Origin of the sequence: Paeniclostridium hominis (assembly GCF_014306135.1) — a bacterium.
Classification (GTDB): domain Bacteria; phylum Bacillota; class Clostridia; order Peptostreptococcales; family Peptostreptococcaceae; genus Paraclostridium; species Paraclostridium hominis.
Genome location: NZ_JACRWD010000001.1, coordinates 1,526,022 through 1,540,493, shown reverse-complemented (window position 1 = coordinate 1,540,493; position 14,472 = coordinate 1,526,022). Strand labels below are relative to the sequence as shown.

At 24.6% G+C, this 14,472-nt stretch carries 14 protein-coding genes and 1 CRISPR repeat array; of the genes, 11 read left to right on the top strand and 3 right to left on the bottom strand.

Annotation, left to right across the window (positions count from 1 at the left end):
- Positions 1–5 precede the first annotated feature (5 nt).
- The 5 genes from H8891_RS07390 (at position 6) to H8891_RS07370 (ending at position 5,273) form a co-directional block, all read left to right on the top strand.
- Positions 6–1,022, top strand: coding sequence for a DevR family CRISPR-associated autoregulator (locus H8891_RS07390; protein ID WP_243207777.1), 1,017 nt, complete (start codon positions 6–8; stop codon positions 1,020–1,022).
- Positions 1,023–1,040: 18 nt separating this feature from the next.
- Positions 1,041–1,736 carry a type I-A CRISPR-associated protein Cas5a gene (gene cas5a, locus H8891_RS07385; RefSeq protein ID WP_187005843.1) on the top strand — a complete coding sequence of 232 codons (696 nt, stop codon included), beginning with the start codon at positions 1,041–1,043 and terminating at the stop codon, positions 1,734–1,736.
- A gap of 117 nt (positions 1,737–1,853) precedes the next feature.
- A CRISPR array of direct repeats spans positions 1,854–2,878; the repeat unit is 29 nt; unit sequence GTTAATATAAAACTATATGTTATTTAAAT.
- 484 nt (positions 2,879–3,362) lie between these two features.
- Entirely contained in the window at positions 3,363–3,920 is a 558-nt protein-coding gene (locus H8891_RS07380) for a GNAT family N-acetyltransferase (RefSeq protein WP_187005842.1), read from the top strand.
- 513 nt (positions 3,921–4,433) lie between these two features.
- Positions 4,434–4,724 (top strand): YcxB family protein, encoded by a 291-nt coding sequence (locus H8891_RS07375; RefSeq protein WP_187005841.1) that lies wholly within the window; start codon positions 4,434–4,436, stop codon positions 4,722–4,724.
- Between the two features lie 174 nt (positions 4,725–4,898).
- Entirely contained in the window at positions 4,899–5,273 is a 375-nt protein-coding gene (locus tag H8891_RS07370; RefSeq protein WP_187005840.1) for a YcxB family protein, read from the top strand.
- Between the two features lie 1,092 nt (positions 5,274–6,365).
- Here the strand turns inward: H8891_RS07370 and H8891_RS15285 are convergent.
- Together H8891_RS15285 and H8891_RS07360 are read right to left on the bottom strand one after the other, a co-directional pair.
- On the bottom strand, positions 6,366–6,587 hold the full coding sequence (locus H8891_RS15285; protein WP_243207776.1) for a hypothetical protein: 222 nt from the start codon (positions 6,585–6,587) through the stop codon (positions 6,366–6,368).
- A 108-nt stretch (positions 6,588–6,695) separates the two neighbouring features.
- Entirely contained in the window at positions 6,696–6,839 is a 144-nt protein-coding gene (locus H8891_RS07360; RefSeq protein WP_187005839.1) for a hypothetical protein, read from the bottom strand.
- A gap of 355 nt (positions 6,840–7,194) precedes the next feature.
- On the opposite strand from H8891_RS07360, the gene H8891_RS07355 reads away from it, so the two are divergent.
- Complete coding sequence (locus H8891_RS07355; protein ID WP_187005838.1) at positions 7,195–8,325, top strand: cohesin domain-containing protein; 1,131 nt, start codon at positions 7,195–7,197, stop codon at positions 8,323–8,325.
- Between the two features lie 575 nt (positions 8,326–8,900).
- Here the strand turns inward: H8891_RS07355 and H8891_RS07350 are convergent.
- Entirely contained in the window at positions 8,901–10,367 is a 1,467-nt protein-coding gene (locus H8891_RS07350; RefSeq protein WP_187005837.1) for an aminoacyl-histidine dipeptidase, read from the bottom strand.
- Between the two features lie 348 nt (positions 10,368–10,715).
- Here H8891_RS07350 and H8891_RS07345 point away from each other — a divergent pair, with 348 nt between their 5' ends.
- The 5 genes from H8891_RS07345 (at position 10,716) to H8891_RS07325 (ending at position 14,368) form a co-directional block, all read left to right on the top strand.
- Complete coding sequence (locus tag H8891_RS07345; RefSeq protein ID WP_187005836.1) at positions 10,716–10,889, top strand: GNAT family N-acetyltransferase; 174 nt, start codon at positions 10,716–10,718, stop codon at positions 10,887–10,889.
- A 119-nt stretch (positions 10,890–11,008) separates the two neighbouring features.
- Positions 11,009–11,392 carry a GNAT family N-acetyltransferase gene (locus H8891_RS07340; protein WP_243272242.1) on the top strand — a complete coding sequence of 128 codons (384 nt, stop codon included), beginning with the start codon at positions 11,009–11,011 and terminating at the stop codon, positions 11,390–11,392.
- A gap of 249 nt (positions 11,393–11,641) precedes the next feature.
- On the top strand, positions 11,642–12,712 hold the full coding sequence (locus H8891_RS07335) for a helix-turn-helix domain-containing protein (RefSeq protein WP_187005835.1): 1,071 nt from the start codon (positions 11,642–11,644) through the stop codon (positions 12,710–12,712).
- Between the two features lie 94 nt (positions 12,713–12,806).
- A complete protein-coding gene (locus H8891_RS07330; RefSeq protein ID WP_187005834.1) occupies positions 12,807–13,235 on the top strand; it encodes a GNAT family N-acetyltransferase in 429 nt (142 codons plus the stop codon).
- Between the two features lie 77 nt (positions 13,236–13,312).
- Complete coding sequence (locus H8891_RS07325) at positions 13,313–14,368, top strand: transglutaminase domain-containing protein (protein ID WP_187005833.1); 1,056 nt, start codon at positions 13,313–13,315, stop codon at positions 14,366–14,368.
- Positions 14,369–14,472 lie beyond the last annotated feature (104 nt).

The following is a 14,472-nucleotide window of genomic DNA, read 5'->3' as shown; positions in this document are numbered from 1 at the left end:
TGCACATGCGAGATTTAAATAATATATGTAAAGATGATTACATGTGGAAGATACAATTTGCTATAAGATTAGATTTGGTTGCAGAAGCTTTAAATAATGAAGATAATCTAGGAAATGTTACTAAGCCTAGAATGATTAAGCTTAATGAAGAAGAAATAAGAAATGCTATAAGTGGAAATATGTTTTCACATATATTTACTAAAAACTTAAGAACATTAGCTGATATAAACGAACTATGTGATACATGTAAAATATTTTCACCTATGAAAAATGGAAAAATAAAAAGTATTGATAAATCACTTTCTTTAAGTGGAAATAGAGTAAAAGATTGTATAATAGATGATATATGTGGATTTATGAATGCAGGTAAAGGACAAAATGAAAAAAGAAATAAGGTATTAAGCTTTGCATGGGCAATAGCAACAGAAGGTACATGTGATACAGTACTCTATAATAGAGTAGATCCTACAGATAAAAATAGTAAAACAAAAGATGAACAAGAAAAAATTATAGATGATAAAGGAAATGAAATAATAGATACAACATCAGAAGCTAATACAAATAAAGATCAGAATGCACAAATGATTTTTCATAGACCTATAAGAAGTTCTGAGTATGCTATAATGACTCAAATAAACTTATCAAGAGTAGGATTTGACGATCAAAAGCAAAAATATGTATTCGAAGATAAAAACATAATTAAAGAAAGAATAAAGAAAGTTTTAATAGCTTATAGAAATACGCTACTAGATATAGAGGGAGCTATGTGTTCTACAAATATGCCACATTTAAAAGGGATATCAGGTGTAGTTGTTGAAAAAACATCTGCTAAAGAACTTATGAGTAAATATTCACCATTAAATGAAGATTTTAAAGAAGTACATGCTAAAGCATCTAAAGGTAAAGAATTTAACAATATACAAGAATTTATAAATGTTATAGATGAGTTATTGGATGAGTCATATTTAGATTACATGATAAATAGAAATATTGAATATGTAAATAAGACTTTCAACGAATAATAATAGGGAGGAATACTTGTGCTAAAAGTAACTTACACTGTACCTTCTGTATTTTCAATAAAGAAATTTAATGATAGTCATCTAGCAGCTCGAAGTTATGAGTATCCAATGTTAACTACTATTAGAGGAGCTATACTTGGGTCTGTAATAGAAAGAAAAGGAAGATTAGCTGCTGAGAAAATATTTAGAAAACTTAAAAATATACAGATATTTATTCAATATCCAAATAGTTTTACTATAGGTCAACAAAAGATAAAGAGAATGTCCAATAAAGGCTATGAATATAAATATAGTGAAGAAAGTAAAGGCGATTGGGAAGGAAAATATACTGTAGGAATAAGAGAGTATGTATATACTGATAAAATAGTTTTTTATATAGATGAAAGTATAGATGATATTATAGAGTATCTTGTTAATATAGATAGGATAGGGGATAGCGAAAGCTTAGTTATGCTTGAAAGTATTGAAAAAGCAACTGAAATGGAGAATGTTTTAGTTGAATGGAATGAAAGTATAGGATATGACACTAGGCTATATGAGCTATATGATTGGGAAACTAAGTTAAATAAAAAAGGTGATAAAGATAGTGGTATGAACTTTGAAGATGTATATATATTTAGTGAGAAGAAAAAGGCTAAATATATAAAAAGGTTGTGTTATATAAAAGATAAAATTGCAGTGAGCGGTATTTTATTAGATAATAATGGAGCATAGTAAATTACAGTGTTTCAGATAGATATATATAAATATAAGAAAACTGAATTGAAGGTTCACTGCAAAATTTAGCTGAAATAAAGTTATATGTATTGAAATAACTGGGTTTGATTTAGGGTTAATATAAAACTATATGTTATTTAAATAAAGAAATATCTGACTTAGCAAAATCATTTGCTAGCGGTTAATATAAAACTATATGTTATTTAAATACTTCTCCGCTGTTGGGAGAAATGCTTTTATTAAATGTTAATATAAAACTATATGTTATTTAAATTATAACAAGTGTTATACACCCGTTATAAGGTTTCTTTAGTTAATATAAAACTATATGTTATTTAAATGGTAGTGGAGAAGTAGGAGTTATCACAGATAAATTTTGTTAATATAAAACTATATGTTATTTAAATTGTAGCACGGGCAAGCGAGCGACCTTGTGCGAGCGATAGTTAATATAAAACTATATGTTATTTAAATTTTACAAGTTCACCTACGTAATAAACACCGTCATTGCGTTAATATAAAACTATATGTTATTTAAATTTGAAAGATATTTCATATATATTTGTATCTCATTCGCGTTAATATAAAACTATATGTTATTTAAATTTTCTAGTTATAGTTACACTATCAGATATGCCATTGAAGTTAATATAAAACTATATGTTATTTAAATCGTTCTCATTTTCTAAGTCTTGAACTTTATCTATCATGTTAATATAAAACTATATGTTATTTAAAAAAAGTAAAAATAGATTTTCTGGAAGGTTTATTAAATGTTAATATAAAACTATATGTTATTTAAATGCAGAGCTTGAATATATAGTTATTGAATTAGCTATAGCGTTAATATAAAACTATATGTTATTTAAATTGAAGCATTCATTTGGGAGTGCTTTGTCAATGTAATGGTTAATATAAAACTATATGTTATTTAAATGAAAACATGCCCCCAACATTAACTGTTAAAATGGACATATTAATATAAAACTGTATGTTATTTAAATCCATGAGTATCTCCTGTTATATATATATTGTAATAATTATTAATATAAAACTAAATGTTATTTAAACGGGTAGGGGTAATACCCTGGTCATATTTATCATAAAAAAATTAATATAAAACTATATGTTATTTAAATTCATTCAGAAGTGTGGAGTTTAGCAACAGAACAACAACTTTAATACTTAAAAAAATATATATGAAGTTTTTTTATGATTTTGAATATTTTTAATTATATTTATTATGTAGGGAGTATTTACATCTAGAAGAGATATGTCTATTTTATTACTTAGCATTTTCAGAATGTCTTTTTTGTTTTCATATTCAAGTGTTATGGGTTATTGTACTTAGAGATTCTTAGTATTTTTAGTTTATAGGCCGATATTAATTTTCCTTAGTACTTTTTCGTCATTGAAGTATGAAATTTATAATAGATAAAAGGGGTATAGTGAAACACTATATCCTCTTTTTATTATCTACAAAAAGATAATTTTTATTAAATTTTAATTTATTTTAATTATTTAAAGCTAAAATTAGAGGAAAATAAAATTAGAAAGTAAATTGTATATAAAGTGATAAATTATAGAATTTGTAATTATAAACAAAGGGGGGAATCACTTTATATGATAAAACACCTAGGAACTAAAACAATAGATACAGATAGACTTATCTTAAGAAGATTTGAAATAAGTGATGCTAATGATATGTTTAAAAATTGGGCATCAGATGCTGAAGTTTCTAAATTTTTATCATGGGATTCACACAAAGACGTTATGGTTACTAAATCACTTTTAGATTATTGGATTAGTGAATATAGTGATGATAAAACTTATCATTGGGCTATTGAACTTAAAGAACTTAAAGAAGTTATTGGGGATATTAAGGCATATAATTTAAAGGATAAGCGTTCTTCTTGCGAAGTAGGTTATTGTTTATCAAGACAGTTTTGGAATAAAGGAATTATGAGTGAAGCATTAAATTCAGTTATTAAGTATTTATTCGAGGAAATAAATTTAAATAGAATTGTAGCTATGCATAATACTGAAAATATTGCTTCAGGTAAAGTAATGATAAAAAATAATATGAAGTATAAAGGGACTTTAAAACAAGTAGGTCAGTTAAATGGTAATTTCTATGATTTAAGCCTTTACTCAATTTTAAAATCTGAATGGAAATCTTAAGGATAAAATGTTAATGTCAGAAGGGAAACTATCCCTCGTTTAGAAAATGCTAAGTACAATCCTTTACTTGAATTAGCAGTCTTTATTTAAAATCGAGGGTTATATTTTGCAGAAGTAACAGAACTTGGAGATTTACCAAATCTTGAAATAGAGGAAATTCAATTTTTTGATAACTTGCCAAGTGAATTAACTTATCCAGAAATTCAGCCTTGTTTACTTGATAAAGTAATTAAATACATTAATGACTAGCATAAAAATATATATTTTAATGCTATAGGAGGGATTAGAATAGAAATTAAATATACCAATACATTAGAAGATTATAAATTATCATATAAATTAGATCCAAAAATAAATAAGCGTTCTTATATAGTATATTGCATATTTTTAATAGTTTTGTTTTCTATGGCTATATTTTGGGGACTAAAACTAACTTTAGATATAATATCAGAACCTTATTTAATACGTTATTACTATCTTTATTTCATAATTATATTTATTGCTCTATTAATTGTGTTTAAAAGAGAAAATCTTATCTTTAATAATAAGCACTTTCAGAAAAGGGTTAAATCTAAAATTAGAGAAATTACATGTATACTTGAAAAAGATAAACTTATATATAAGTATGATACTATAACAAAAACAATTTTACCTGAAGACATTTATAAGGTTATTGAAGAAAACGATACTGTTTATATAGTTAGCTCAAATAAAACAATTCTTTTAATAATTCCTAATAGTGCTTTTAAAGATATTTCACAAAAAAATGAATTTGTAAAAATAATAAAAGAGTTCAATTCTTAGAAATTAAATATGTAGACCTTGTAATAAGGGGGAATAAAGATAGAAATTAAATATACTAATACTGTAAAAGATTATAAATTAGCATATAAATTAATAAATAAATTAGATAAAAATTTATTTCACCATATGTTTTTATTAATGAAAATATTGTGTATCATACTAATAGTTTTTGCCTTGGAGATAATCATTCAAATAATTAGACATCCTGACTTGATAGGTTATTATTGCATACAACTTGTATTTATATGTATATGTATTATAGCTACATATAATACAGAAGATTTATGTGTTAATATTTTTTCTAAAAAGGCTATTAAATCTAAAATAAAAGAAAAAGTATGTACGCTAAATCAAGAAAAACTTGTATGCACTGATAAAAACACTGTAATTGAAATTTATCCTAAGGACCTTAATAATATTATAGAAAAAAATAATACAATTTATATATTTGGTGCTAACAATACACTATATTTAATGATACCTAACAATGCATTTAAAAGCGATAATCAGAAACGTGAATTTTTACAAATACTAAAGGGATTTAACTAATAAAAGTTAAATCCCTTTGTACTTAAATGTAGAGTATAGATCTATAAGCAGTGTAACTTTGAAAAGGTAAAAAATATTAAAACAGTATTACAGTTTATGATTAAAAATAAATCTAATACTAAGAAATTTAAGTATGAAAAAATACAAATAGATATAATAGTTAAATCTAAAAAAGAGTTATATACACCTAGGGTTAAACTAATCTGATTATCTATATAATTAAGGGGGAGTAACTAAAACATATAAAATATATAAACGTATTTTTAGAGTTTTTCAAAAGCCTAAGTCTTATAACTAAAGTTGATACAATCATTGGAATAATAGCATTTATAATTGCTATATCAAGCTATAAAGTTAATAAAGATAAATTGAAAAAAGATAAGATTATTTATAATCAGCAAATGAAATAAAAATAGCAAAAAAATATGATACTCTAAAAAAAGAATCACAAGGACATAGGAATAAAAGAAATTTAGAAATTATCAATCAAATGAGCTTAGAAAAGAGTTATCTAAATGGGTAAGTCCTGGATTAAATGAATATGGGGATATATATTTATTTTTAGTTGACACTCTTACATATCCATATATCCTATAAAATTTTCCTTTTGTTATAAATTTTAGGAGTGCTTTTGAAACTAAGATATGACACCCTTTAATATATTGAAAATACTAGACATAAAAAAAGGTATCAATACCGTTAAGTTATGACACTGTTTTTTATCCCTATAATAAAAACACCTAATTTTTTATTTATTATTTCTATGCTTATTAATATATTCTAGTAATGCAGCTCCCATTAAATCATGTTTATCTATAGGCTTGTTTTCTTCTACTAGCTCATTAAACATATCCCACACTTTTTCATTTATTCTTATAGTAGTTCTTTTAATTGGAGCTTCTGGAAGATCTATTTTTATTCCCTCTACTACTTCGATTACATTTGTATTACTTTTATCATCTTTAGACTTAAACCATTCTATAATATCCCTTAATGTTTCAGTTTCATTTGATAAATAAATAATGTTATCTTTAATATCAGTAAAATTTATTACACTTGTATTCTCTGATGTATTACTTGGTTCATTGTTATTTATTTTTTTGTATGCTCTCGGGGATTACATTTATCATCTTGGAGTACGAATTCATTTACAACTCGCTTATATCCTCGATTTGTGATGTATTTTCTAATAGTACTTTCATTTACTCCTAAGCTATCTGAAACTTTTTTTAAGCTACCTAATTCTAATAATTTTTCATTTATATAACCTACAATATCATCTATTTTACACTTTTTTAAATCACTCCAAATCATAATATTCCTCCTATATATTACATATGATTACATGTGTAATATACTATCATACACACTCTATTTCCTCTATAAAAATAAAAAAAAGCGAGAGTCATAAACTCCAGATTTTTATTTTTTATCTATATTTTGATTGATTACATTAACATTTATATTTACGTCTAAATTTTGAATTACTAATGTACATCTAAGTGTAAATGTTAAACTTATTGCTATAACTAGTGATTTAAATTTGTTCGTCTTTTGTTTTTTCATATTTTTTCCTCCATAATTTATTCAATATATTTAGCTGGAGTATCCCTGCTCGTAATTCATATACCTACTAACTTTTACATATTGTCAAAGTTCATTTAAACTTTTTTGAAATTAATCATAAATTTTGAATTTCTATTTCTACTATTTACACGATTTTTCAAAACGTAAAAGTGTAATCTCATATTTTCATCTTTCATAAGTACCTAAAGAAAGAACTTTAAAATTGTAATTTTACTCCACATTTTGACCATTTTATTCCATTTCTGTTGAAAAATTTGCAAAATTAAATTAATATATCAACTTACAGCGAAAATTTAATGGCATAAAAATTATACAAAGATAGGAGTATGAAAAAATGAATAAAAAATTATTTTTTTCAGCAATTGCGGTTTTCTTAGCACTTACAGTTATATTTATTAAACCATCATTTGCTGTTGAAGAAAACAACACCGCAATTGATTTTAGAGGTGGATTATTAGACGGAAAAACTCTTCGTTTAGGAGCTTGTCCAGGTTATTTAATGTATGATGCCAAGAAAGCAACAGATAATGACCTTTCTACATACGAAAATTTACCAAAATATGATCCATATGGCAGTGATATAGACCATCTAGTTTATATTTTAAACCAACCTGTACATATTAAAGCTTTTAGGCTAAAAACAGAAAATCCCGAAAGCACATTAGATCTATTTTTGCATAAAAAGATAGATAAGGATGTCAAGAAAATTACAATCTCAGCAAAAGATGGTTCTTTACAAAAATTAGATGAAGAATTTAAGGACTATGATGTAGAGTGTATAGCTCTTCGTAATTCTGGAAAAGTTGATGACAAAATATATGAATTTAATGTTTATACAGATGATAAAGAAACAACAAAATCAGTATTAGATATAGAACCAGTAAAAGAAAAGATTAAATTAAATGAAGAAGCAATCGCTAATTTAACTATTAATAACATAACTGAAATAGCAGCAGAAGATATAAGCTTAAAGTATGATAATGAAAAGCTTAAATTTATAAGCTTTGAAGAAGTAGAAGGAGTTAAATTAGTAAAAGATATACAAGATGATAAAAATGGAAAATTAAGAGTCATATTAGCAAGCAAGGGCGAAGCAAATATAATTAATTCTAAAAAAACATTACTTAAATTAAAATTTAAAGGAATCAAAAAAGGAGAGGCTATTGTAGATGTAACAAAAGGTAGAGTCTCTGATGGGATTGAAATGGAAAAAGATTTAACAGATAAGCAATGTGATGAAGGAAAAATAATCATAGAGGAAATAAAAGATGTAAATAAAAGTGGTGAGTTTACACTTTTGGATTTAGCTATTGATGCCAGGCATTTAAACAAAAACCCTAAAGCTCAAGAATTATCTAAATACAACACAGATATATCTATAAATGATGCTATAGATGAAAATGATTTATTAGAAATAGGTAAGTTAATGATAGATAATCCAAGCTATGAGCCAAATAAATACTAATATGACTAATAAATAGCAGGAGAGCACCGTGATCTTCTGCTATTTGCTTCTATAACTTGAAGGTATTTCTATTAAATTATAATTATCTAGTCTTGAACTCATTTAAAAAATAGGATCATTAGAATCTATTTTAACTTGATTAGATAGCAACTCATAATCCTCGAGTAGATAATTCATTATGCTTTTCCCTTCCATGAAGTCAAAAACAAAAAGTACCCACTTTAATGAGTACTTTGTATCTATATAAATTTAATTATTGTTGATTTGCAACTTCTAATTAAATACCTACTAATCCAGCTCCTACTGCTAATATAAATGGAACTATCATTAAACTTCCTAATATTATTGTCATGTATAATTCCTCCAAATGTTTTATTTATTTGATAAGTCTATTATACATACTAACCATTAAAAAAGCCTTTCAGAAACCTTAAGTTATGAAACTCTTTTGATTATTTTTGGAATAAAAAAGTCGTATTGGAAGCACGACTTTTTTATCTGTTTTAAAGAGTTAATATCAACAAGATATTTAAACAGAGACTGTTATTGCCTGAGAAATAAACATTTTCATAATACTAATTATTTTGGATTTTAAAAATATTTTCTAATAACTCTATTAAAAACATATAAAATCTTTCTACTGACTCTATATCAATATGTTCATTAATTGTATGAACATCAAATATATTAGGACCAAAACTTATTATCTCAACATCACTTGGTAATTTTTCTTTAAATACTCCACACTCCAACCCAGCATGCAATGCATTTACTATAGGATTTATATTAAATAATTTTTTATATATTTCTACGCTTAAATCTTTTATTTTTGAATTTGAATTATATGGCCACTCTGGATATTCTCCATATTTGTTAGTTTCAAATCCCATAATTTCACTTATAATTTCAATTTTATTTATAATTTCATACAATTTACTTCTTAATGAACTTCTTAAATCCATTTTAAACTTTATTTTATTACCTTCTGTTTTTATTATTCCTAAATTTATACTACTTTCAACTAATCCATCAATATCTTCACTCATTGTTTGTATTCCATCTGGAAGTAATACTAAAAAATCTATTACCTTATTTGTTATTTCTTTAGTAAATTGATTTTTTTCATTTTCAAAAGCTATTTCATCTATATTTATAAATAAATTTTCAGATTTATATTCATTCATAAATATTTCTTTAATTTTTAGACATTTTTCTTTAACAATATTCTTATCACATTCACTTACACTGATTATAGAACAACAAACGTTTGGGATAGAATTGTATTTATCACCCCCGTCAATTGAAATTATATTAATATCCACTTCTTTTTTTAATGCAAATAGTAATCTTGCCATTAATTTATTTGCATTTGCTCTTTTTCTATCAGCTTGTATTCCTGAGTGTCCTCCCAACAATCCTCCAATTTCTATTTTATATGTAGGATTTTTAATTTCTTCAAACTCTAATAATAACTCTGAGTCCATTAAAATTCCACCAGCACATCCTAATGTAAATACTCCTTCTTCTTCTGAGTCGATATTTAAAAGAATTTTACCTTCTAATAAATTTGTATCTAAATTTTGCGCTCCGTTCATAGTTGTTTCTTCTTCAGTAGTAAAAATAAATTCTAATTTAGGATGTTTTATATCATCTGAATCTAATATTGCTAATCCGTATGCAATAGCGATTCCATTATCTCCACCTAGTGTTGTATTATTTGCATACAAATACTTATTATCTACTAATTTTAATTCCAAAGGATCACTTGTAAAATCATGATTACTATCATTTGATTTTACACATACCATATCCATATGACCTTGAATTATGACAGGTTGCAAATCTTCATATCCCTTTGTTGCCTCTTTTTTTATTATTATATTAAAAGAACTATCTTGTATTACGTCTAAATTCCTATCTTTAGCAAATTTTAAAAGATAATTACTTATATTTTTTTCATTTCCAGAATTACGTGGTATCATTGAAATTTGTTTAAAGAAATAAAATACTTTTTCAGATTTTAAGTTTTTAATTAGCTCCATTATTATTCCCTCCAATTTGATAATCCTTAGTTAAGTTTATACTAACATTAAATAAAAAAGTTTTAAATAGTGACTCTAATTAATATTGGACAAAAAAATTCTATATTTTAATTCATTTTAAAATACGATATCTATTTTTACTATCTACAAAATATAATTTTTACTAAATTTTAGTTTATGCAAATTATTTAAAGCTAAAATTAGAGGAAATTAAAATTATAAAGTAAATTGTATATAAAGTGATAAATTATAGAACTTGTAATTATAAACAAAGGTGAAAATCACTTTATATGGTAAAACACCTAAGAAGTAAAACAATAAATACAGATAAAACTTATCATTGGGCTATTGAACTTAAATAGAATTGTAGCTATTCATAATACTGAAAATATTGCCTCAGGTAAAGTAACGATAAAAAATAATATGAAGTATAAAGGGACTTTAAAACAAGTAGGCAAGTTAAATGGTAATTTCTATGATTTAAATCTTTACTCAATTTTAAAATCTGAATGGAAATCTTAAGGATAAAATGTTAATTATTTTAGGAGGATATAATGAATTTAAAACCAGTTAAGCTTACTGAAGAATTGGCTAAGGAAATAACTACTTGAAGTTATGAAGAAGAGTATGAGATATATAATTTGCCTTCATGGGATGAAATTATAAATAAGCAAATTTCTTTGTGTAAGAAAGAAAAAAGAGAAAATTTTATTGGATATTTAAATGAAGAAAATAATTTAATTGGATTTGTAAACTTAGTAGATGAAGGTGATTCTGTGTTTTTGGGAATAGGTGTTAAACCTGAATACTGTGGTGCTGGAATAGGAAAGCAAATAATTAAGATGGCTTTAGATGAATGTAGTAAAAGATATGAAAGTAAACCAATTATTTTAGAGGTTAGAAGCTGGAACAAAAGGGCTATTAAATGTTATGAATCTCAAGGTTTTAAAATAGTTAAGATTAAAAAGCAGGAAACCTATGCTGGGTTTGGTGAATTTTTTGTTATGAAGTATGAATATAGGTAATTGAATTTTAAAAATATTAATTAAGTGTATTAAGTTTTTGTAATTATATATTTCATAAATTTAATAAATAACTGTGCTCTAGTACTTATATGTATTGAATCACTAGAGTACAGTTTTTTTAATTTAAAATTCAACTAATGGTTAAAAAAACTAAACTATTACTTAACTAGAGTTCCATTGTTTAGCCATTTACAAATATGTATAATTTAAAATATAAGATAAAAATCTATAAATTTAAAAGGAGATAGTATGAAATTGCATATTGGGGGAGTTATATATAAATTAAGAAAAGAAAAAGGTGTAACACAAGAGGTTTTTGCCAATACAGTAGGAGTATCTGTAGCAGCTGTATCAAAATGGGAAAATGAAAATTCCTATCCAGATATAACTATGCTACCTTCAATAGCTAGATTCTTTAATACTACAATAGATAAGCTTTTAAGCTATGAAATAGAAATTTCTAATGAAGAAGTTATGAAACTTATGAAAAAATGTTCAACTATATTTGAAACAGATAGTGTTGAAAACGGAATAAAGGCTTGTGAAGATTATATAAGACTGTATCCAAATAATATGTTTTTAAAGTTTAGAATAGGTTCTTTATATATGATGTCTTTAGCTAGTGCCACTAACGAAGATGAAGCAAATATTATGATTAATAAGGCTATACAATTACTAGAAATATCTTCTAAAAGTGATACACAGGAAATAAGTGAAACTTCAAAGTATATATTAAGTTCTTTATATACTATGAATAACCAAGAAGATAAGGCAGAAGAAGTTTTGTTGAGTTTACCTAAGGTGAATATGGATAGAGAAGATATGTTGATTGGATTATATATTAATCAAGGTAAATATGATAAAGCAAAAAAGAATTTAAGAGATTTGACATATAAAAAAATAAGTAATCTAATAACTTCTTTAGATTGGTATGTTAGTTTAGCTTACAAGGAAGATAATATATCAAAAGTTAAGGATATTTTAGATCTTAAAGATAAACTTATAGAAATCTTTGACTTAGAAGATGTGTATGGAACTAGTAGAAATTTAATGTTTGCTGATTTATATGCAAAAGAAAAAAACATAGAAAAAACTTTAGATTATATTGAAAATATTGTAGAAAATTTAAATAAAGATTATAACTTTAATAATCATTTACTATTTGATGGAATAGAGTTATTCAAAGGAGTTCAATCTAAAGGATATCTTGTATTAAGTCTAAAAAAACTACTAATAAATGATGATAGATATGAATTTATAAAGGAAAATGAAAGATATAAAAATATAGTTGAAAAGTTAGAAGACATAAGTCTGAATTAATTATAATTAAAGCTTAATATGAAAATATATCTATACTAAAACAGGTCTTTTTTTACATATAATATAACTATAATAATAAAATGGAGGAATATAAATGAAACTTCCAATATTAGAAACTAGTAGATTATATTTAAGAGAAATTACCGATGATGATGCAAATGATATATTTGAATATTTATCTAATGATAGGGTTACTAGATATTTAGGAAAAGATTCATTAACTAATATTGATGAAGCATATGATATAATTAACAAAATTAAGATTAACTATGATGAACGTAGAGGTATAAGATGGGGAATAATACATAAAGAAAGCAAAAAATTAATAGGCACTATTGGATATGATGCAATGCATATTAAAAATAAAAGAGCAGAGATAGGATATGATATTAACTTAAGTTTTTGGAGACAGGGATTTGCAACAGAAGCTATAAATAAAGTAATAGAGTTTGGATTTAGTAAATTAGATTTAAATAGAAAGGGATTAATTTATAATTTATATAAATTATATACTAGGGGCTAAAGACATTTCTAATTGAGAAAAAATTAAGATGAAAGATTAAATAAAAAAAATAATAAATTTTAAAGGGGGATTATTATTTGAAAAAAATCCAAATATTAGAGTCTAATAATCAGTTAATAGATAGTCAAATCAATACATTAGATATACTTAAATTTGATGAACTTAATGATTTGAAGAAATACGTTTATGAATCAATTGATTTATCCAATTTAAATGAATTAGAAATATTTATTGAAGTAATGAAATGGGTAAGTGAGCGCTTAGTTCATGATGGTGTAAATGATGCTGGAAATACATCTTCATTAGAAATATTAAAGAGAGCATCTAATGGTGAAAGATTCAGATGTGTAGAGTATGCAAAAGTTGCTAAAGATATATTGCTATCTATGGGATATATTGCTAGAACACTAAATATCCAAAGCAAGGATGCTGACTACGGAGGAGTAGGTCAAGGTCATGTAGTAACTGAAGTATGGTCAAACAATTTAAATAAATGGATTTTCCTTGATGTTCAATTCAATTGTTATGCAATTAAGGATAATTTGCCTCTTAGTTATTATGAAGTTTTTAAATCATTAGATGATATATCATTTATATTTTTAGGTGATAATCCTAAAATTGATGAAAAGAGATATATAGAATTTATTAAAAAATACTTTGGATATATTAAAGTAAAACGTATTTTAAATGGTATTGAATCTCAATTATTTTTACATCTAGATGGAGAACGTCAATTACTAACTTTTCAAGCTATGGAATTATCAAATGCGATATTCACTAAAAAATTAGATGAAATTTATTTTAATCCTAATAGAACAGCTATTTTATTTGAGTATAAGGATTCTATTGATGTTAGCAAAATTATAAAAGAAAATAATATAGTTTCAGAAGAAGATTTTAAAGCAAATTACGATTTATTTTGTGCTAAACCTAATTTTACATTAAGATTTATTAGCAATACTCCTAATATTGATTATTATGAATTACAGATAAATGAAAATGATTCAGTAAAAATAATAAAAAATACATATGACTGGAGTCTTAATGAAGGTATTAACAAGATTAAAGTATGTTCTGTGAACAAACAAGGTATAAAAGGAAGCATTACAGAAATGAAGATACTTTATAATTAATGTTTAAAAAATATTTGTTTTAATATAGATAAATCAAACTACTTTTTAGAGGGTATAGTATTTTACTATACCCTCTTTTTCGGTAATATTTAGGGATATATTAA

Coding starts and splice junctions, on each gene's coding strand:
- H8891_RS07390 (WP_243207777.1), top strand. CDS start 6: ATGCGAGATTTAAATAATATATGTAAAGATGATTACATGTGGAAGATA.
- H8891_RS07380 (WP_187005842.1), top strand. CDS start 3,363: ATGATAAAACACCTAGGAACTAAAACAATAGATACAGATAGACTTATC.
- H8891_RS15285 (WP_243207776.1), bottom strand. CDS start 6,587: ATGATTTGGAGTGATTTAAAAAAGTGTAAAATAGATGATATTGTAGGT.
- H8891_RS07360 (WP_187005839.1), bottom strand. CDS start 6,839: ATGAAAAAACAAAAGACGAACAAATTTAAATCACTAGTTATAGCAATA.
- H8891_RS07355 (WP_187005838.1), top strand. CDS start 7,195: ATGAATAAAAAATTATTTTTTTCAGCAATTGCGGTTTTCTTAGCACTT.
- H8891_RS07350 (WP_187005837.1), bottom strand. CDS start 10,367: ATGGAGCTAATTAAAAACTTAAAATCTGAAAAAGTATTTTATTTCTTT.
- H8891_RS07335 (WP_187005835.1), top strand. CDS start 11,642: ATGAAATTGCATATTGGGGGAGTTATATATAAATTAAGAAAAGAAAAA.
- H8891_RS07330 (WP_187005834.1), top strand. CDS start 12,807: ATGAAACTTCCAATATTAGAAACTAGTAGATTATATTTAAGAGAAATT.